We start from the raw sequence: 19231 nt of genomic DNA on the forward strand, positions 1-19231 counted from the left end.
TGACCGAGAACCCGACCTCGCAGGACCGGGCGGAGCATGCGCTCCGCCCGGCCCTGCGGCGGTGCACGAACCTCGACCCGGAGGTGTTCGCGGAGCAGTACTGGGCCCGCCGCCCCCTGCTGACCCGGGCCGCCGACACCGGCGACTCCTTCACCGACCTGCTCGACCTCGCGGCCGTCGACGAGCTGCTCTCGACCCGTGGCCTGCGCACCCCGTTCCTGCGCATCGCCAAGGACGGCGCCGTCGTCGACCCGAAGCGGTTCACCTCCTCCGGAGGCGCCGGCGCGGAGATCGCCGACCAGGTGTCCTCCGACGCGGTACTGCGCCTGTTCGCCGACGGCAGCACCGTCGTCCTGCAGGGGCTGCACCGCCTCTGGCCGCCGCTGATCGAGTTCGCCGACCAGCTGGCCGCCGACCTGGGCCACCCCACCCAGGTCAACGCCTACATCACGCCGCCGTCCTCGCGCGGTTTCAGCCCGCACTACGACGTGCACGACGTCTTCGTGCTCCAGGTGGCCGGCGAGAAGCACTGGCGGATCCACGAGCCGGTGCTCCGCGACCCGCTGCGCACCCAGCCGTGGAACGACCGCGCCGCCGCGGTGGCCGCGGCCGCGGAGGGCGAGCCGGTCGTCGACGCCGTCCTGCGCCCCGGTGACGCCCTCTACCTCCCCCGCGGCTTCCTGCACTCGGCGACGGCGCTCGGCGAGATCAGCGCCCACCTGACCGTCGGCGTCCACTCCGTGACCCGCTGGGCCGCGGCCGAGGCCGCCCTCGACCTGGTGCGGTCGCTGGCCACCGACGACCCCGAGCTGCGCGGCTCGTTCCCGCTCGGCGTGGACCTCGCCGACCCCGCGACCCTCGAGGCCGACATCGGGGAGGTGCTCGGCGCGCTGCGCGCATGGCTGGACCGGGTCGACCCGGCCGAGGTGGCCGAGCGGCTGCGGGCCCGCACCTGGGCGCAGGTGCGCCCCGAGCCGGTGGCACCGCTGGCCCAGGCCTCGGCCGCCGCGGCGCTGACGTCGGACTCGGTGCTCCGGATGCGCCGCCGGCTGCGCTGCGCGCTCCGCGACGGCACCGAGGGCCGCGTCGAGCTGCTGGCCGGGCGCCGCACGCACACCTTCCCCGGCGAGGTGCGCGCCGCACTGACCGAGCTGCTGGCCGTGGGCGAGCTCAAGGTGGGCGACCTGCCCGGGCTGGACCCCGACGACCGGATGACGCTGGCCCGACGACTGGTCACCGACGCGATCGCCACGGTCCCCGACGGACCCGATCGGGCCGCCAGGCACGATGGGAGCCGTGGGGACGCGAACGGGAGCGACCGATGAGCCGGTCGGAGGCGTGACGGGCGGCTCCCCTGCCGACGCTCCCGCCGTCCCGGTCCGGCCGCTCGGCCGGCTGGACGACAGCCGCTGCTCGGTGCAGGCGCTGTCGCGCGGGGACTCCCCCGTCGCGACGGCGGCGCCGGCCCAGCGGTGGGTGCTGATCGAGCAGCCCGGGCCGTGGGGGCGGGACGCGCTGGCCGAGTCGCGCTTCGACCGTCTCGTCGCGCCCGCCCTGGCCCGCCGGTCCCGGGCGGAGAACGTGCGGCTGCTGCTCGTCCGGCGGCCGGGCGGCCGCCTCGCCGACTCGGGCCGGCGGTGGGCATACGCCGACAGCCACCCGGGACGCGAGGGCCTCTGGTGGTCGGTGCGCTCGAGGGACGCCGACCTGCTCGACGCGCCCTGGGACGGCTCGGTGGGCGAGCCGGCCAGCGGCCCGGTCTACCTGGTGTGCACGCACGGCGGCCACGACGCCTGCTGCGCGCTGCGCGGGCGGCCGCTGGCCCGGACGCTGCCGGCGCCGGGTCCCGCCGACGTGTGGGAATGCAGCCACCTGGGCGGCGACCGGTTCGCCGCGAACGCCGTGGTGCTGCCGTACGGCTTCTACTACGGGCAGGTGCCCGGCGACGGCGCCGACCTGGTCGCCGCGCACAGCCGGGGCCAGGTGGCGCTGCCGTGGCTGCGGGGGCGCGCCGGGGTGCCGCCGCCGGCGCAGGCGGCCCAGCACGAGGCCCGGCGGACCCTGGGCCTGCTCGGCATCGACGACCTCCCCGTGGTGGCGGTCCGGCAGCTCACCCGCCCCGGCGAGGAGGTCGAGCGGTGGGTGGTCACCCTCGCCGGGCCGTCCGGCGACGTCGTGGCCGCGGTGGAGAGCCGCCCGTCGGTGGAGGCGGTGCACCTGACCTGCCGGGCCACGCACGCCGCCCACTCGCGCACCTGGCACGTGACGCTGGGCGCAGATCTCAGCTGAGGGCTGCCCCGCGGGCGAGCAGCAGCGGGATCGCGGTCTCGGTCGCGGTGATCGAGCCGTGGTAGCCGATCAGCCGGCTGGGGCCGGGCTCGCGCTCGGTGGCGGTGAACGCCCAGGTGCCGCGGGCGAGAGCGACGACGTCGCCGATGCGGGCGGCCAGCGCGTCGTCGACCCGGCCGAACACACCGCTGGCGATGGCCTCGTCCCGCGAGGTCACCCAGGCGCGGTCGCCCAGGACGGTGCTCCATGCCGCCAGCACGTCGTCCGCGGCACCGTCGACCGCGTGCACGTAGCGGGCGCGGGGCTCCCCCGCGAGCAGGCGGACCCCCTCGTCGAGGGCGGGCTCGGAGTCGAGATCGACCCGCGTCGAGGCCGGGATGTCGAGCATCCCCTGGTCCGCGGTGATCAGGAGGGCGGCGTCGGCGGGCAACGTGTCGACCACCTGCTCGACGATGCGGTCGATCAGCGCGAGCTGCGCCCGCCAGGCGTCGGAGTCCACACCGCGGACGTGCCCGGTCAGGTCGAGTTCGGCCAGGTAGCCGTAGACGAGCGCGCGGGGTGCCGCCGTGAGCGCGTGTCCCATCTGCGCGGACAGGTCGCCGGGCCCGACCGACCCGGGGTAGTGGGCTCCGCGGTAGACGGCGCGGGTGAGACCGGAGCCCTTGTAGAGGTAGGGGCCGACCGCGGTCACCTCGACGCCGTCGGCGGCGGCCTGCTCGAAGACGGTCGGTCGCGCCTGCCAGGCGGCCGGGTCGGGGTCGTCACCCCACTGGACGTGGTTGAGGGTGCGCTCCTCCCCCGGGACGGCGGTGACGAAGCCGAGGATGCCGTGGGCGCCCGGCGGCATGCCGGTGCCGAGGGTGGCGAGGCTGACCGGGGTGGTACTCGGGCACGGCGCGGACAGGTCGCCGGCGGGGCCGCTCATCGCGGCGAGGGTCGGCGCGAGGTCCGCGTGCGCGCGGATCAGGTCGGCCCCGAGACCGTCGACCAGGAGGACGGCGACGCGCCGCGCCCCGCTCAGCGCGGCGGTCAGTCCCAGCGGGTCGGCCGGCAGCCCGTCGCGCTCGACGCGGACGCCGAGCGCGGCCCCGACCCCGGGCAGCACGTCGGCGAGCGAGGCCGAGCCGTAGGCGGGCTGGTGCAGGTCCGCCGGCAGGCTGGCACCCGGGTGGTCCCCGCCCTGGCCGCTCATGGGCGGCTCACTTGCGGGCGGCGAGGACGTGCAGGCCGGCCGCCACGTCGCGGTAGGGCGAGGCCTCGGCCAGCGCGAGCTCCAGCGTGCGGACGGCGTCGGGGGCGGCGTCCGAGCTGGCCTCCAGCAGATCGGCGACCACGGACACGCCGCGCCACGGACCGGGCTCGAGCCCGGCCGACCGCACGAGGGCCAGCAGGCCCGCGGGGTCGAACCGGCGGCGGGCGGGGCGGGCCCGGCCCGGCGTGGGGTCCTGGTCGGCCAGCAGCGCCAGCGCCTCGCGGGGATGGCCGCCCAGGGCGCGGGCGAGGACGGCACCTGCTCGGTTCGCCGTCGCCACACTCACCTGGCCGCCCGGCCGCAGGGCGCCGGCGATCTCGCGGAGGGTGACCGCCGGGTCGTCGACCACCTCGAGGACGGAGTGGCACAGCGCGAGGTCGTAGCCACCGGTGTCGTCGGCGGGCGGGAGCACGGCGTGGAGCCGGTCGCCGTCGCCCTGGACACCGCGGACCCGGGCACCGACGCCGGCGGTGTCGGCCCGGCGGCGCAGCGTGGCCAGCGCGTCAGCACTGGGGTCGACGACGGTCACCTCGTGGCCCAGCCGGGCCAGCGGCACGGCGAACATGCCGCTGCCGCCGCCGACGTCGAGGACGCGCAGCGAGGTGGCCCCGCCCACCACCGGATCGAGCGCGGCCCAGACGGCGGCGGTCCGGGCGGGCAGCTGCTCGGCAGCGGGCGAAGCGGTCGGCACTCCCGGGAGCCTAGTGGCGGGCTCCCGGCCGCACCGGCCCGCGCCGCCGAGGGCGCTCAGACCGGGACGCTGTCGGCCGCCCGCCTGATCTCCGCGACGTCGATGCGGCGCATCTGGAGCATCGCCTGGGTGGCACGCTGCGCCCGTTCCGGGTCGGGGTCCTGCAGGAGGCTCATCGCTTCGGTGGGCACGACCTGCCAGGACACCCCGAACTTGTCCTTGAGCCAGCCGCACTGGCTCTCCTCGCCGCCCTCGGTGAGGCGGGTCCAGTAGTGGTCGGCCTCCTCCTGGTCCTTGCACATGATCTGGAAGGAGATCGCCTCGCTGAAGGGGAACTGCGGCCCACCGTTGAGCCCGGTGTACTCCTGCCCGTCGAGGGTGAACTCGACGGTCATGACGTCGCCCTCCTTCATCGGCGGGGGCATGTTCGGCCCGTAGCGGGTGATGTCGCCGATGCTCGAGTTGGGGAAGATCGAGGTGTAGTGCTGCGCGGCCTGTTCGGCGGTGCCGTCGAACCACAGGCACGGGATCTGCTTGGGCATCGCTCGTCCTCTCCGGAATCCGGCTGTCCCGCCGGCTGACAGGTAGACCTTGCCCCGCACATGAAGTCATCGGTGGGCGATGGAGCGCCGTGCGCTCGTCACCGATGGTGGGCGGATCCCGCCGACGCGCGGGAGCCGCGGTCGACGGCCCGGCCGTGGTCGGAGCAGCCGGCTCGACGGCCCGGCCGGTGTGGTCCGGGCAGCCTCGCTCGAGCCGCGGCCCGGATGGCGCGCGCCTGGATCCTGCGGATTCAGAAGGGCGGTGGGTCGTCGTCGGGGTGGTCCGGGGGTGGTTCGGGTGGGCGCAGGCCCGGTGGCCGGGTGGTGCGGGTGATCCCCGTCGGGGTGGTGACGTGCAGGGTGCCGTCGGGCTCCATGACGAACTGCCAGCCGCGGGCGAAGGTCTTCAGCCGGTGATGCGACCGGCACAGGCAGCACAGGTTGGTGCAAGCGGTCTGCCCGCCGCAGGAGTGCGCGACGACGTGGTCCAGGTCGGCCCAGCCGACCCGCTGCCCGCAGTTGGGCATCCGGCAGGTGCGGTCCCGGGTCTTGGTGAACGTCTGCTGCCGGCCGGTGGGCTCGTAGCGATCGGTGGCGGCGGGCGCGCCCAGCACCGGGCAGCCGCAGTCCTCGCCCGGGTGCTGCGCGCAGCCCTTTCTGGCCACCCGCAGCAGCTCGGCCACCGTGGTGGTGGCCAGCAGCCGCCCGTCGGCGTCGGTGACCGCGAAGGTGAGGCTGCCCCCGTCGGGGGCGTGCAGCCCGAGGGCGCCGATCCGGGCGAGCAGCTCGCGGGCGTGCGCGGCGGTGACCGCCAGCCCGTTCACGGTGCCGGCGGTCGTGGCGGTGCCGGCCAGCGAGTCGAGGGTGGCGGTGATCGTCAGCTGCGCGGCCACGCCGGGCTGGCCGGGCCCGCCGGGGCGGCGCAGCAGCAGCGAGAACAGCTCGACCCGGATCGCCGCGATCGGCCGGGGGTCGCCGTCGGCCTTGGCCAGCCGGGCGAGCTGGTCGATCAGCGCGTAGGCCTCCGCGGCCTCGTCGGCGGACAGTTCCGCGCCCAGGGTGGCCATGCCATCTTGACCGGGCTGCAGGAACACGTCCGCGGACCGCTGGGCCCGCTCGCGGCGCTGGTCGGCGGCGGCGGCGTCCAGCTCGGCCAGCAGCTCCAGGGCGCGGGCCCGCAGCCGGGCCACCGACAGGTCCACCGCCTCGGGCAGCAGCCGGGCCTCGACCGCCCGGGCCAGCTCCGGGCGGGTGGTGCCGAGCACGTCGGCCAGCGCCGCGGCTCGTGCCACGTCCAGCTCCCCGGCGGCCAGCGCCGCGTAGGTGGCGGGCAGGTTCTCCCGCCACGCCAGCGCCCGGTGATGCAGATGCCGCGCGGTGCCCCGGCCGCGGTTGAGCACCAGCGCCAGCTCCCCGGCGAAGAACTCACTCACCCCGGAAGCCTCGTCGTCCCCGGCCGACCAGCCGGGCGTGCGCGCCCCCGGGCTGCCGGGCTGCGGGTCGTCGCCGTCGGGGGTCAGCTCGGCCAGCCGCAGGATCAGCTCCGCCTCGTAGGCGGCGTCCATCGCCTGCCGCCGCTGCCGCCGGGCCAACTCCGCGGCCGCCTGCCGCCTCGACAACAGATCCACCGGCAGCTGCGGCGGATCGACCGGCTGGCCCAACGACCAGTCGATCAGCACGCCCTCGAAAGTCGAGGAGCCAGAGATCCGAGACACACCGACACGCTATGGCGGGGGTACGACATTTCCGTCGCTGTCGTTCGAGGGGACGGCCGTGCGGGACGGCCCGGCGGACCGGGTCCGCGCCGAGTCGATGAGCTAACGCTCCCGGACCGCGTAGGTCAGGTGGGTCACTCGCTGCGTCGGCTCCGCGCGGACCTGTTCCAGGGCTACCCGGCCCGCGTCCACGCCCTCGAACAGGCGGATTCCGGAGCCGAACAGCACGGGTGACAGCGCGATCGTGAACTCGTCGATCAGGCCGGCGTTCACGTACTCGAGGATGGTTGCGCCACCGCCCGCGATGCGGACGTCGCGGTCGCCGGCGACCTCGCGGGCCTGGTCGAGCGCGGACTCGATGCCGTCGTCGACGAAGTGGAAGGTGGTTCCGCCCGGCCGCTCCCAGGGGTTCCGCTTCTCGTGCGTCACGACGAAGACCGGCGTGTGGAACGGCGCCTCCTCCGGCCACATCTGCTCGCCGGCGTCGAACATGCGCTTGCCCATCACGCTCGCGCCGGTGCGCTCGAACGTCTCCCGCACGATGTCGTTGTCGCGCCCTTGCTCGCCACCCTCGCCGAGCTTCAGGTTCTCCCGGAAGAACCGCGTCGGGAAGACCCACGCCTGCAGCTCCATCCACTGCTGCCCCATCAGGTCCGAGAGGGACTCGGGCGCGATGAAGCCGTCCAGCGACATCGACACGCTGAAGAACACCTTTCCGGCCATCAGCTCTCCACTCCCGTCCGAACCATCTCGGTGACGTAGGCGGCCAGGTTGCCCAGGGTCTGTCGGCCGCCCTCGATCGCGTGGTACTTCTCGACCGCCTCGTCGCGCAGCTCCTTGGTGGGGAACACCGTGCGCATCTCGATCCGGGTCGCCGCGCCGTCGGGCGCGAACGTCAGGACCGACTCGAAGGCGTTCGGGTCGCCGCGGGACTCACCGTGCAGCAGCGCGATCCGCTCCGGCGGGACGATCTCGATCCAGGTGATCCACTCCTGGTAGTCCGTCCCGTCCGGTCCGTGCATCACGAAGTCCCACTCCCCGCCGACGCGGAACTCGAACGCCCGCGTGGTGGTGGTGAACCCCTCGGGTCCCCACCATCGCGACAGGTGCCGGACCTCGGTGAACGCCTCGAACACCAGCTCCCGCGGGGCACTGATGACCCGCGAGATCACGATCTCGCGGTCAACCGTCGCTGGGTGCGCCGGCGCATCCCGTCCTGTCGATGCCATCGGTCACTCCACCCGCCTTGCCTGCTCGAGGTCCTGCACATAGGCGTCCAGCCGGTCGAAGCTCTCGTTCCAGAACCGCTCGAACCCGCCGGTCCACTGGTGGACCGGTCGCAGCCCGCGGGCGTCAAGGCCGTACAGGCGCTGCTTGCCCGCCTTGCGGTCCCGCACCAGCCCGACCTCCCGGAGCACCCGCAGGTGTTTCGACGCCCGCGGCTGGGCCATCCCCAGCTCCTGGGCCAACTCGGTCACCGGCCGCTCGCCCGCCCGCAGGAGCACCAGGATCTCCCGACGCTGCGGCTCCGCGATCGCGTTGAAGACGTCCGACGTCGTCGCTGCTCGTGCCATGGACGCCATCGTATGCCTATATCGGCATGCGTCAATCCTGCGATGCTGGCCGAGTGGTGCCGGTTGTCCTCCGCGTAGAACCCGATGAGGAGTTCGAGGAGTGCGCGCTCCTCTGTGTGGACGGAACGGTGTCCGGAGCACGGCATCGGTTCGTGCTGGATTCCGGGAGTCCGACCACGCAGATCGCGGACCCCGATGCGCTGATCTCGGCCTCCGTGGTCGGCGAGGACACTGCAGAGGGTCTCTTCGGCCGCGCCCCCGTCGAGCGGGTGGTCCTGCCGGATCTCACCGTGCCCGGCCTCACCGCAGGACCTCGCACCGTCGCGCGGCTGCGCACCGGCGGTGCCGGTGCACGTTCACTGCTGGGGCTCGACGTCCTCGGTGAGCACGCACTCCTGCTCGACGGCCCGGCGGCGACCCTCTACACGACGGTGGCCGGTGGTCTGACAGCCGACCTGCCACTCGAGCGCGGCACGCGGGGGCACTGCTACCTGCCGGTGGCCCTGCCCGGAGGAAAGGTGGTCCGGGCACTGTGGGACACCGGTGCCGATATCACGGTGGTCGATCGGGAGCTGGTGACGTCGCATCCCGAGCTGTTCACCGCGATGGGGAGCGCCAGTGGAACCGACTCCTCGGGGACGACCGCGGTCACGGACGTAGGCCGCATGGCGGGCTATCGGATCGCGGATGTGTCCTTTGCGAGCCATACCGTCGCCATCGCCGATTTCGGGGCCGTCGTCGAGCTCCCCGAGCCCTTCACGATGGTCCTCGGCTACCCGACGTTGCACCAGGCGATCTGGTCCATGGATCTGCCGTCGGGGCGATGGGCAGTGAGCCGCCCGAGCGTCTGCTCGACAGCTGAGCCGGTTCCCTAGAGGCCCATCTCGTGCTGCACGTTCAGTGGCCCGAGCTGCCCGGGCTGGAATGCCAGAGCTTGCGGGGTGGGCCGGACGCCGCCCGCCGGGCCGCGACCTTGGAGTCCTCCCCCGCCGGCTTGATGTCGGCGTAGGGCGACATGCGGAAGCCGGTCGGGTGCACGAGCACCGGCCGCACCATGACCGGCCGCGAGTTGCGGGACGCCGCCGCCCCGGCGATCGCCCGCTCGGTGAACTCCCCCGTAGCCGCCATCAGCTCGCGGACGCCCTCGAGACCGTCGGCCTCCCACGCCTCGTGCAGCGCCGGCAGCTCCCAGGCCCCGGTCGCCCGCAGCGAGACCCCGCGCGGGCCGGTGCGCCGCAGCACCCCGCGGATGACCAGCAGCCACGAGTGGAACACCGTGGCGGCGTAGGGACCCTGCGCGTCCTCGAAGAACGTGGAGTCGGTGCAGCCCGAGCCGTCGTCGAGGGTCACGAACACCACCCGTCGTCCGGAGCGGATCGGCGGGGTCTGGGTCGCGACCTTGACCCCGGCCACCAGCACCTCCGCCCCGCTGCGGCAGGTGAGCAGCTCCCCCGCCGGCACCGCCCCGAGCGCATGGAGGAACGGCCGGTAGAAGTCGATGACGTGCCGGCTGGCGTCCAGGCCCAGCACCTCCAGCTCGGCGCGCACCAGCTCGGCGTCGGTGAACTCGGGCAGCCCGCTGCCCTCGGCCCAGCTCGGTGCGGCCGCAACGCCCTCCTCCGCGACCCCGAGATCCGCCGACTCGGGCAGCTCCAGCCCCATGAGGTCGAGGCTCAGCTGCCCGTTCGAACTCTTCTTGGCACCGCTGCGGCTCCACCGGTCCAGCTCGCCGATCTGCAGCAGCAGGTCGCGCCGGGTCACCTGCCGACGGCGGTGGGTCGGGCGCCCGGCCTCCCGGTCGCGCACCCCGAAGCCGTACAGCGAGTCGAACCCGCCGGCGAGCACCAGCCGCTCCACCACCGGCCGTGACACCGAGCTCCGCGACCAGAAATCCGTCAGCGACCGGTAGGGCTGACCGGCCACGATGCGGGACACCTCGTCGTCGGAGATGCCCTTCACGTCGGCGAGCGAGACCCGGACGCCGTAGCGGGACGGGTCGGCCATGGCGGCCGGCATCCACTCCGGCCGGGGCCTACCCGCCGGCACCCCCTCAGGCTGCGACAGAACCTCGACCTCCACCTCACCCTCAGGGTCGGCGTCCAGCAGCTCCACCCGGTAGGTGTCGGACGAGGCGTTGACGTCGAGGCCCAGTACCCGGATGCCGAAGTTGCGGGCATCGTCGAGGATCAGCCGCTTCGGGTACATGCCGGGGTCGTGGGTGAGCACCCCGGCCAGGAATGCCGCCGGGTGGTGGGTCTTCAGCCACGCCGACTGGTAGGTGGGCAGGGCGAACGCCGCCGCGTGCGCCTTGCAGAAGCCGAACGACCCGAAGGCCGCCAGCACCTCCCAGACCCGCTCGGCGACCTCCACCGGATAGCCGGCCCCGATCGCCTGCGGCACGAACCACGCCCGCACCTCGGGATGGGCGTCCTTCTCCCCCAGCGCCCGGCGCACCTCGTCGGCCTCGGCCAGGGTGCAGCCGGTCATGCGGGCGACGATCTGCAGCACCTGCTCGTGGAAGACCACGACCCCGGCGGTCTCCTCGAGGGCGAACTCGAGGTCGGGGTGCGGGTAGACCGCCGCGTTCCAGCCGTTCCGGGCCATGAGGAACGGGGTGACCATGTCGCTCTTCACCGGCCCGGGCCGGAACAGCGAGATGTCGATGATGATGTCCTCGAACGTCTGCGGCCCGAACTTGCCGACCAGCTCCCGCTGCCCCGGCGACTCGATCTGGAACATGCCGAGCGTGCGGGTCGAGCGGATCAGCTCGAACGTCGTCGGGTCGTCGCGCGGGACGGCGTCGATGTCGACGGTCACGCCGTCGACCCGGGCCACCTCGTCCAGCGCGTGCGCGATCGCCGACTGCATCCGGATGCCCAGCAGGTCGAGCTTGAGCAGCCCGAGCTCCTCGACGTCGTCCTTGTCGAACTGGCTCATCGGATAGCCCAGGTAGCTGCTCTCCACCGGGGTGCGGTCGAGCAGCGTCGCGTCCGACAGCAGCACCCCGCACGGGTGCAGCGCGATGTGCCGGGGCAGGCCGTCGAGCCGGGCGACGAGGTCGAACATCAGGTCGAGATCGCCGCTGCCCCCGGACCGCTTCGAGCCCAGCCGGCTGGCCCGCAGCTCCGGCAGGTCCTTGAGCGCGGCGTGCACCTGGTTGGCCCGGATGTGCGGGAACGCCTTGGCGACGGCGTCGATCTCGGCCGGCGGCAGCCCGAGCGCGGCGCCGACGTCGCGGATGGCGTGCCGCACCCGATAGGTGTCCATCATCGAGATGCAGCTGACCCGGTCGGCGCCGAAGCGGTCGATGACCGCGTCGTAGACCTCCATGCGCCGCGCGGACTCCACGTCGATGTCGACGTCGGGCAGCTGGTGGCGCAGCGGGGAGAGGAAGCGCTCCATCAGCAGGCCGTAGCGGATCGGGTCGACGTCGGAGATGCCGAGCAGGTAGGTGACCAGGCTGCCCGCCCCGGACCCGCGGGCCGCCGCCCGCACCCTCAAGCTCTTGATGAGGTCGACCACGTCGGCGACGGTGAGGAAGTAGGACGGGTAGCCGAGGGAGTCGATGACCGCCAGCTCCTCCTCCAGCCGCTGCCGGACCCGCTCCGAGGGCGCCATGCCGCGCCGGCCCAGGCCCGCCTCGCAGCGCGCCCGCAGCACCTGCGAGGGGCTCATCCCGCGCTCGGCGACGGTGGTGACGACGTCGAGTTCGGGATAGCGGACGCTGCCGATGCCGAGGTCCTCCCGGATGTCGACGGTGCACTGCTCGGCCAGCCGCGCGGTGCGCTCGAGCAGCCGCAGCGCGGCGTCGCGGTCGGGGCCGACGAGGTCCTCGGCGACCTCGGCCATCTCCTTGCCCGACTTCAGGTACCCCTCGGCGGTGCGCCGGTCGACGTGCCGCAGGTCGAGCGCGACCAGCCGGCGGGACGCGTCGAGCACGTCGACCGTGGGGGCGTCGAGGGCGTCGACGTACCGGACGGCGTTGCTGAGCACCACCGGCACGCCCTGCTCGGCGGCGAACCGCAGCATCGCCTGGGCGCGCTGCCGGTCGCCGCGCCCGCGGTGGTGCACGACCTCGAGCACCAGCCGGCCCGGCCCGAAGGCGGCCCGCCAGGCGTCGAGGTGGGCGGCGGCGTGGTCGGCCCGGCCGGTGAGCAGCGCCCGACCCACCGGCGAGTCGGGCCCGAGCACCGCGATCAGCCCGGAGGCGTGCTCGGCGGCCGTGGCCAGCGAGCTCACCGGCTCCCCGCGCGTGCCGCGCAGGTGCGTGGCGCTGGTCAGCCGGCACAGCGAGCGCCAACCGGCGCCGTCGCGGGCGAGGAAAGTGACCCGCGGCAGCCGCGGGTCGACGCTCGCCCCGCCGCGGGCGGGGCTCTTGCGCAGCGGCGCAGCCGTGCGCAGCCGTGGCGGCCGGGCGCCGGACTCCTCGCCCCCCAGCGCGGTGGCCCGCGCCGGGTGCGACGTGGCACCGAGAGCGGGAGCGACGGCGAGGTCGACGCCGAAGATCGGCCGCACGCCGGCCGCACGGCAGGCGAGGGCGAACTTCACCGTGCCGTACAGCCCGTCGCGATCGGTGAGGGCCAGCGCCGACATGCCGTGCTCGGCGGCGCGGGCCACGAGGTCGGCGGGGTGGTTGGCCCCGTACTGCATGGAGTAACCGGACGCGACGTGCAGGTGGACGAAGGGGTCGCTCACGCGGACTCCTCGCTGGCGCTCGTCGACCGCGTGAGCGTGGCTGCTGCGTCTACCGGTGAGCTCGCAAGCTCGCTCACTTCCGTGATCCGGCGCCACGAGCCGGCGTCGGACGGCGGAACGGTGAGCGGGGCGGCGCGGGCAACGCGCCGAGGCAGTTCTCCACCACGGCGAGGAAGCCGCCGACGTCGCGGACCAGGTCGTCGGCCTCCCGCTCGGTGACCGCATGGGAGAGCCCCGCCTCGGCCGCCGCCCGCTTGGCGGCACCGGCGGCGAAGAAGGTGGCCCACTCCCCCATCTCGGGCGCGACCTGGGCCAGCAGCACCCAGGCGCTGCGCGGGCGGCGGCGGGCGGGTTCGGGCCGGGTGCGGGCGGCCAGCACGGCGGCGGCCGCGCGCAGCGCGCCCAGGTGCGCCGTGGCGTACCGCTCCCGGGGATCGGTGGCGGCCGACGCCTCGGCCAGCGCGCGGTGCGCCTGGTCGAGGAGCTGGCCGGCGGCGGCGGGCAGTGCCGGGGGCAGGGGCAGCTGACCGGCGGGCACGGCGCGGACGGCGCCCATCAGTCGTGCACCCGCACGAGCCACCAGCGGTTGCCGGCGGCGTCCCACGACAGGTCGAAGACGCCGGCGAAGCTCATCCGCGACCGGCCGGCACGCACCGCCTCGACCCGCCACACCTCCCGGGTGGCGACGAGCTCGGCGGAGGCGCCACCGGGAGCCCCGCCCAGGACCGAGGTGTCGCGCAGCCACCACGGCGCGGTCTCGACCCACGAGTCGAGCAGCTCGCCCACCACGTAGCGGGAGGAGCCGCGCCAGAACTGCACCGGCCCGAGGGCGCCGCGCTCGACCTGCACCTCTTCACCGACCCGACCGACGGTCTCACCGAGCACCCGGCTCATGACAGACTCCCCACCTCGTACCCGCACCCACCCCGCGCCGGCCCCGGCCACCGCTCCGGGCGGGGAAGGGCCGAGGAGCGGTGGTGGACCGGCGGTGTCCTGCTTGTTCGAACACGTGTTCGAACGACTCCAGTAGACCCGACCCCGTCCGCGCCGTCAAGACCGGCGGCGACCGTGTCGGCACCGGTCCGAGGCCGGTGGCAGGATCAGCCGCATGACCGCACCCGAGCACCCACGGGTGGCCGAGGTCGCCCGGCTGCTCGCCGACGCCGGCGCCCAGGCGGAGGTCCGCGTCCTGCCCGCCGAGGTGCGCACCGCCGCCGCGGCCGCCGCGGCACTCGACGTCCCGCTCGGCGCGATCGTCAACAGCCTGGTCTTCGCCGTCGGCGACCTGCCGCTGCTGGTGCTCACCAGCGGCGCCCACCGCGTCGACGAGCCCACGGTCGCCGACCTGCTCGGCGTCGAGCGAATCGCCCCGGCCCCGGCCGACTTCGTGCGCCGGCACACCGGCCAGGCGATCGGCGGGGTCGCCCCGATCGGGCACCCCGCGCCGATCGGCACCCTCGTCGACGTCGAGCTGGCCCGCTACGAGCGCGTGTGGGCCGCCGCCGGCCACCCCGCCGCCGTGTTCTGCACCAGCTACGACGAGCTGCTCCGCCTGACCGAGGGCACCGCGGCCGAGGTCGGTGCGGGCCCCACCCACACCCAGGCGACTGCATCCGGCCCCGTCCCGGTCCCCGAAGGGCAGGTGTGCACCTCATGACCGGCACCAAGCCGACGACCCGCGTCACGGAGCTGTCCACCGCCTGGCTGCGCGAGCACATGCACGAGGCGCTGATCATCTACGGGCTCGCCATGGGCTACGACTCGTCGGTGGTCGCCGGCCGGTACGGCTACGCGATCCAGCACACCGACCGGCCCGGCTTCCGTGCCGTCGGCGCGTTCGCCGAGACCGACAACGACGACCAGCTCGTCGGCTTCGGCTACGGCTACCTCGTCGAGCCCGGCCAGTGGTGGCACGACCAGGTCCGGGCGGCCCTGGACCGGCGGACGGCGAAGCGCTGGCTGCCCGGCGCGTTCGAGGTGTGCGAGCTGCACGTCCACCCCGACCACCAGAGCCAGGGGCTGGGGCGCCGGCTGCTGCACGCCCTCGTCGACGGCCTCCCCTATCCCGCCGCGCTGCTGTCGACCCCCGACGCCGACACCAAGGCGTTCCGGCTCTACCACGCCGACGGGTTCGTCGACCTCGCCCGCGGCTACCACTTCCCGGGCGATGCCCGGCCCTTCGCCATCCTGGGCGCCACCCTGCCGCTGCGGCTGCACGGCGCCGGAACGGGTGCCGGCAGCTCGCGCCCCCGGTGAGCCCCGGCGACACGACCGCCGACGTCGTCGTGGTCGGCTCGGGCCACAACGGGCTGGTCGCGGCCTGCTACCTGGCCCGGGCGGGCCTGCGCGTCGAGGTCGTCGAGTCCGACGAGGTGCTCGGTGGCGCCGTCTCGACCGTGGAGCGCTGGCCCGGCGTGCGGGTCGACCGTGGCTCGAGCGCGCACGTGATCGTGCGTCACAGCGGCATCGTCGAGGACCTCGACCTCGCCGCCCACGGGCTGCGCTATCTCGACTGCGACCCGTGGGGCTTCGCCCCGGCGCCCGCGCCCGGAGATCCCGGCCCGGACGGGCAGCCGCTGCTGTTCTCCGTCGACCTCGACGCGACCTGCGCCTCGATCGCCGCCGCCTGCGGGGCCGCCGACGCCGAGGCCTACCGCCGGTTCGTCGGCGTGTGGGGCCCGCGCAGCCGCGCCGTCGCCACCTCGTTCTCCCGCCCGCCGACCGCGGCCGGCCTGGTGCGCTCCTTCTGGCCGCTCGGCGCCCCGTCGAACGGGCAGCCGCGCACCCCGGGGGGCGACCTCGCCGTCGACTTCCTGGGCTCCGGCGACGCCCTGCTCGACCGGTGGTTCGGCAGCGAGCGGCTCAAGGCGGCACTGGCCTGGTTCGGCGCGCAGAGCGGGCCACCGATGTCCGAGCCGGGCACCGCCGCGATGGTCGGGTGGGTGGCCCTGCTGCACGACGTTCCCCCGGGCCACCCGGTCGGCGGCTCCGGCGGGCTCACCGCGGCGCTGCGCCGCAGGCTCGAGGCCGACGGCGGGCGCGTGACCCTCGGGGACGGCGCCGCGCGGCTGCTGGTCGAGGACGGCCGGGTGACCGGCATCGAGACCGTCTCCGGACGGCGGATCGACGCCGGCGCCGTCCTCGCCGCCTGCCACATCGGCGCCACCCGGACGCTGGCCGGTGACGCCGCACCACCTGCCCTGGCCGACGCCGACCCGCCGATCGGCAACGGGTTCGGTCTCGTCGTCCGGGTGCTGACCGACGCGCTGCCGGCCTACCCGGGCGTCGACCCGGCGCTGGCGCTGCAGGGCCTGCAGCTGCTGTGCACCGACCGCGCCGAGCTGGCCGCGGCGCACGGCGACTGGGGCGCCGGCCGGCTCCCCCGCTCCCCCGTCCCGCTGGCGATGAGCTTCTCGGCGAGCGACGAGACGCTCGCGCCGCCGGGGCGGCACGTCGTCACGATCTGGGGGCAGTGGTACCCCTACGCGCTCGCCGACGGCGGGGACTGGGACGCGCTCGCCGACGCCGAGGCCCGCCGGCTGGTCGACGCCGTCGACCGCTTCGCGCCCGGCTTCGCCGCGTCGGTGCTCGACACGTACGTCCAGACCCCGCTGGCGCTGGAACGCGAACTGTCCCTGCCCCGTGGCAACGTCATGCACGTGGAGATGGGGCTGGCCAGCATGTTCGCCTTCCGGCCGAGCCCTGCCCTGTCCGGCTACCGGGTGCCGGGGCTGGCCGGCCTCTACCTGGCCGGTGCGTCGACCCACCCCGGCGGCGGGGTGTCGGGCAACTCCGGCCGCGCGGCCGCGCGCACGCTGCTCGCCGACCGGCGGCCGCTGCGCCGGCTCCTCGCACGGGCCCGCCGATGACCACGCAGGTGACCAAGCCGCGGAGCACGGCGGTCGCTCCGCGGTCGCTGCGCCCCAATCCCGCGGCGGTGCCGCTGGTCCTCGCGCTGCTGCTGATCGCGACCGCGATCGCCTACCCGCTGACGTCGGGCGGGGCGCGCGACGCCGTCTCCTGGACGATCGTCGGCCTCGGCTCGGCCCTCTCGCTGGTGCACGCGGGCACCAGCCGCGGCCGGCGCACCGCGCTCGGCCTGCTGCTGCTCGTCGGTGGAACCGCGGTGGCGTTCGAAGCGGTCGGGCTGGCCACGGGTTTCCCGTACGGCGAGTACCGGTACAGCGACGCGCTGGGCCCCACCCTGCTCGGGGTCCCGTTCCTGGTGCCGCTGGCCTGGCTGATGATGGCCTGGCCGAGCTTTCTGCTCGCCGAGCACCTCGCCCGCCGGCGCCCCGTGCGGATCGCCGTGGCCGCCGCGGTGTTCGCGGCCTGGGACGTCGTGCTCGACCCGCAGATGGTGCAGGCCGGCTACTGGACCTGGACGCATCCGCAGCCCGGCCTCCCCGGCATCGACACCGTCCCGCTGACCAACCTGGCCGGCTGGCTGCTGGCCGGCACCGTGCTGATGACCGCGCTCGATCTGCTCGTGGCCCGCACGCGGGCCGCCGGGTCACCGCGGATCGGCCCCGCCGCTCCCCTGCTGGCCCTGGCCTGGATGACGCTCGGCGGCGCGCTGGCCCACGCCGGCTGGCTCGGCCTGCCCGGCTCGGCGGCCTGGGGCGTGGCGCTCGCCGTACCGGTGCTGGGAGCTCTGGCCCTCCAGCGGTGGCGCCGGTGAGCGGTCGGGCGCTGCGCGCGCTGGCCGGCGTCTCGGTGCTCGGCGCCGTCCACGCGGCGCTCAACATGGCCCTGCTGCGGCGTCCCCCGGCGGAGCCACCCCCGGTCCGCCGGCCGGTCACCGTCGTCCTGCCGGTGCGGAACGAGGAGCGGCACGTCGCGGCCTGCCTGGCCAGCCTGCTCGACCAGCGCGGCGTGGCCGACCTGCGGATCGTCGTCGTCGACGACGGCTCCACCGACGGCACGGCGAAGGTCGTCCGCGAGGTGCCCGATCCGCGGGTCCGGCTGGTCACCGCCGATCCACCGCCGCCCGGCTGGCTGGGCAAGCCGCACGCGTGCGCGACCGGGGTGGCCGCCGCGGGGCCCGGCGACGACGGCGTGCTCGTGTTCGTCGACGCCGACGTCCGGCTGTTCCCCGACGCCCTGGCGGCCGCCGTCGCCGTGCTCGACCGACAGGGTCTCGACCTGGTCTCCCCCTGGCCGCGCCCGCTGGCCGAGGGGCTCCCGGAGCGGCTGGTCCAGCCCCTGGCGCCCTGGCTCTGGGCCACGACGCTGCCCGTCCGGCTCGCCGAACGGTCGCGGCGGCCGTCGCTGTCGGCGGCCAACGGCCAGTTCCTCGTGCTCACCGCCCGCGGGTACGCCCGCGCCGGCGGGCACGCCGCGGTGCGCGGCGAGGTCGTCGAGGACGTCGCCCTGCTGCGCGCGGTGAAGCGGTCCGGCGGCCTCGGCGGCCCGATCGACGGCTCCCGGTTGGCGGCCTGCCGCATGTACGAGGGCTGGGCCGAACTCCGGGAGGGCTACGCCAAGTCGTTGTGGCAGGCGGTCGGCGGCTCGCCGGCCGCCAGCGTGGCCGCGGCCGCAGCGCTGACCGCCGTCTGGGTGGCGCCCCCCGCCGCCGCGCTGCGCGGCTCGCGGGTCGGCCTGCTCGGGTACGCGGCCGGGGTGGCCGGCCGGGCGGTCGTCGCCGCCCGCACCGGCGGCCGGGTCTGGCCCGACGCGCTCGCGCACCCGGTGTCGGTGCTGCTCCTCGACGTGCTCATGGCGCGGTCGCTGCGCGGCCGCCGGAGAGGGACCCTCACCTGGCGCGGCCGACCGCTGGCCGCGGCGCCCCGAGCGCAGTGGGTCACGATGGACCGGTGACCGACTCCCTGCCCCGCGTGACCTTCGATCCGGCCGAGATGGAGCGCACGGCGTTCTACCGGGTGCTCAACTCCGTCGTCGTCCCGCGGCCGATCGCCTGGGTGTGCAGCCGGTCGGCCGACGGCGTGGACAACCTGGCGCCGCACTCCTTCTACACGGTGGCCTGCGTCGCGCCGCCGATCGTGCAGTTCACGTCGGTCGGCCGGAAGGACTCCCTGAACAACGTCGAGGCAACCGGGGAGTTCACCGTCAACCTGACCCCGGAGGCGCTGTTCGAGCAGGTCAACGCCACGGGCACCGACTTCCCGCCCGACGCCAGCGAGGCCGAGCAGGCGGGGGTGCGGCTGGAGCCCGCCGAGCGCGTGGCCGCCATGCGCGTGGCGGAGTCGCCGGTGTCGATCGAGTGCACGCTGCACGCCACCCTGGGCCTCGGTGACAGCACGCTGGTGCTCGGCCGGGTGGTGCAGATCAGCGTCTGGGCGGACGCCGTCCGCGACGGTCGGCCACGCATCGAGCAGCTCAAGCCGCTGGCCCGGCTCGGCGGCAACGAGTGGGCGACGATCGGCGAGGTCAAGGAGATCCGCCGGATCCCCTATCAGAAGTGGGCCGCGGACCCCTCGATCGGAGAACGCGTCCGGGGCGAGTGAACCGGG

General features: G+C 75.0%; 19 protein-coding genes. 9 read left to right on the forward strand and 10 right to left on the reverse strand.

The window, feature by feature from the left end; genetic code table 11:
• Positions 1 to 83: 83 nt before the first annotated feature.
• Both ABD644_RS12780 and ABD644_RS12785 read left to right on the forward strand, forming a co-directional pair.
• Positions 84 to 1325: a cupin domain-containing protein gene (locus ABD644_RS12780; protein WP_344689283.1), complete on the forward strand. Its 1242-nt coding sequence runs from the start codon at positions 84 to 86 to the stop codon at positions 1323 to 1325.
• A 13-nt stretch (positions 1326 to 1338) separates the two neighbouring features.
• Positions 1339 to 2289: a ferredoxin family protein gene (locus ABD644_RS12785; protein ID WP_344689284.1), complete on the forward strand. Its 951-nt coding sequence runs from the start codon at positions 1339 to 1341 to the stop codon at positions 2287 to 2289.
• Here the strand turns inward: ABD644_RS12785 and ABD644_RS12790 are convergent.
• From ABD644_RS12790 to ABD644_RS12820, 7 genes are all read right to left on the reverse strand, one after another.
• On the reverse strand, positions 2282 to 3481 hold the full coding sequence (locus ABD644_RS12790; RefSeq protein ID WP_344689285.1) for an alkaline phosphatase family protein: 1200 nt from the start codon (positions 3479 to 3481) through the stop codon (positions 2282 to 2284). The two genes, ABD644_RS12785 and ABD644_RS12790, sit on opposite strands and share 8 nt — an antisense overlap.
• 7 nt (positions 3482 to 3488) lie before the next feature.
• The gene (locus ABD644_RS12795; protein WP_344689286.1) at positions 3489 to 4232 is read right to left on the reverse strand and encodes a class I SAM-dependent methyltransferase; all 744 of its coding nucleotides are present in this window, start codon (positions 4230 to 4232) and stop codon (positions 3489 to 3491) included.
• 56 nt (positions 4233 to 4288) lie between these two features.
• Positions 4289 to 4774 carry a VOC family protein gene (locus ABD644_RS12800; RefSeq protein ID WP_344689287.1) on the reverse strand — a complete coding sequence of 162 codons (486 nt, stop codon included), beginning with the start codon at positions 4772 to 4774 and terminating at the stop codon, positions 4289 to 4291.
• A gap of 251 nt (positions 4775 to 5025) precedes the next feature.
• On the reverse strand, positions 5026 to 6489 hold the full coding sequence (locus ABD644_RS12805; protein WP_344689288.1) for an HNH endonuclease signature motif containing protein: 1464 nt from the start codon (positions 6487 to 6489) through the stop codon (positions 5026 to 5028).
• 102 nt (positions 6490 to 6591) lie between these two features.
• Positions 6592 to 7212 (reverse strand): dihydrofolate reductase family protein, encoded by a 621-nt coding sequence (locus ABD644_RS12810; RefSeq protein ID WP_344689289.1) that lies wholly within the window; start codon positions 7210 to 7212, stop codon positions 6592 to 6594.
• Positions 7212 to 7718, reverse strand: a complete 507-nt coding sequence (locus ABD644_RS12815; protein ID WP_344689290.1) for an SRPBCC family protein — start codon at positions 7716 to 7718, stop codon at positions 7212 to 7214. The genes ABD644_RS12810 and ABD644_RS12815 overlap by 1 nt, the downstream gene beginning before the upstream one ends.
• Before the next feature lie 3 nt (positions 7719 to 7721).
• Positions 7722 to 8063 carry an ArsR/SmtB family transcription factor gene (locus ABD644_RS12820; RefSeq protein ID WP_344689291.1) on the reverse strand — a complete coding sequence of 114 codons (342 nt, stop codon included), beginning with the start codon at positions 8061 to 8063 and terminating at the stop codon, positions 7722 to 7724.
• Between ABD644_RS12820 and ABD644_RS12825 the strand changes: the two genes are divergently transcribed.
• Entirely contained in the window at positions 8057 to 8938 is an 882-nt protein-coding gene (locus ABD644_RS12825; RefSeq protein WP_344689292.1) for an aspartyl protease family protein, read from the forward strand. The two genes, ABD644_RS12820 and ABD644_RS12825, sit on opposite strands and share 7 nt — an antisense overlap.
• A 22-nt stretch (positions 8939 to 8960) precedes the next feature.
• Here the strand turns inward: ABD644_RS12825 and ABD644_RS12830 are convergent, their stop codons facing one another.
• The 3 genes from ABD644_RS12830 to ABD644_RS12840 all read right to left on the reverse strand — a co-directional run bounded on the left by ABD644_RS12830 (position 8961) and on the right by ABD644_RS12840 (position 13652).
• Positions 8961 to 12758, reverse strand: a complete 3798-nt coding sequence (locus ABD644_RS12830; RefSeq protein WP_344689293.1) for a DNA polymerase III subunit alpha — start codon at positions 12756 to 12758, stop codon at positions 8961 to 8963.
• A gap of 73 nt (positions 12759 to 12831) precedes the next feature.
• Positions 12832 to 13314, reverse strand: coding sequence for an SAV_6107 family HEPN domain-containing protein (locus tag ABD644_RS12835; protein ID WP_344689294.1), 483 nt, complete (start codon positions 13312 to 13314; stop codon positions 12832 to 12834).
• Entirely contained in the window at positions 13314 to 13652 is a 339-nt protein-coding gene (locus tag ABD644_RS12840; protein ID WP_344689295.1) for a DUF6504 family protein, read from the reverse strand. The genes ABD644_RS12835 and ABD644_RS12840 overlap by 1 nt, the downstream gene beginning before the upstream one ends.
• A gap of 214 nt (positions 13653 to 13866) precedes the next feature.
• Between ABD644_RS12840 and ABD644_RS12845 the strand changes: the two genes are divergently transcribed.
• Genes ABD644_RS12845 through ABD644_RS12870 form a run of 6 tightly spaced genes read left to right on the forward strand, consistent with a single transcriptional unit; the run spans position 13867 to position 19225 of the window.
• Positions 13867 to 14415: a YbaK/EbsC family protein gene (locus tag ABD644_RS12845; RefSeq protein ID WP_344689296.1), complete on the forward strand. Its 549-nt coding sequence runs from the start codon at positions 13867 to 13869 to the stop codon at positions 14413 to 14415.
• Complete coding sequence (locus tag ABD644_RS12850; RefSeq protein WP_344689299.1) at positions 14412 to 15014, forward strand: GNAT family N-acetyltransferase; 603 nt, start codon at positions 14412 to 14414, stop codon at positions 15012 to 15014. Before ABD644_RS12845 ends, ABD644_RS12850 begins: the two co-directional genes overlap by 4 nt.
• Complete coding sequence (locus ABD644_RS12855) at positions 15011 to 16627, forward strand: phytoene desaturase family protein (RefSeq protein WP_344689301.1); 1617 nt, start codon at positions 15011 to 15013, stop codon at positions 16625 to 16627. Before ABD644_RS12850 ends, ABD644_RS12855 begins: the two co-directional genes overlap by 4 nt.
• Positions 16624 to 17439 carry a carotenoid biosynthesis protein gene (locus ABD644_RS12860; protein ID WP_344689302.1) on the forward strand — a complete coding sequence of 272 codons (816 nt, stop codon included), beginning with the start codon at positions 16624 to 16626 and terminating at the stop codon, positions 17437 to 17439. Before ABD644_RS12855 ends, ABD644_RS12860 begins: the two co-directional genes overlap by 4 nt.
• Entirely contained in the window at positions 17436 to 18578 is a 1143-nt protein-coding gene (locus ABD644_RS12865) for a glycosyltransferase (protein ID WP_344689303.1), read from the forward strand. Before ABD644_RS12860 ends, ABD644_RS12865 begins: the two co-directional genes overlap by 4 nt.
• Positions 18575 to 19225 carry a flavin reductase family protein gene (locus tag ABD644_RS12870; RefSeq protein ID WP_344689304.1) on the forward strand — a complete coding sequence of 217 codons (651 nt, stop codon included), beginning with the start codon at positions 18575 to 18577 and terminating at the stop codon, positions 19223 to 19225. The genes ABD644_RS12865 and ABD644_RS12870 overlap by 4 nt, the downstream gene beginning before the upstream one ends.
• The last annotated feature ends 6 nt before the right edge of the window (positions 19226 to 19231 follow it).

It is taken from the genome of Blastococcus jejuensis, assembly GCF_039534705.1.
Lineage (GTDB): Bacteria > Actinomycetota > Actinomycetes > Mycobacteriales > Geodermatophilaceae > Blastococcus_B > Blastococcus_B jejuensis.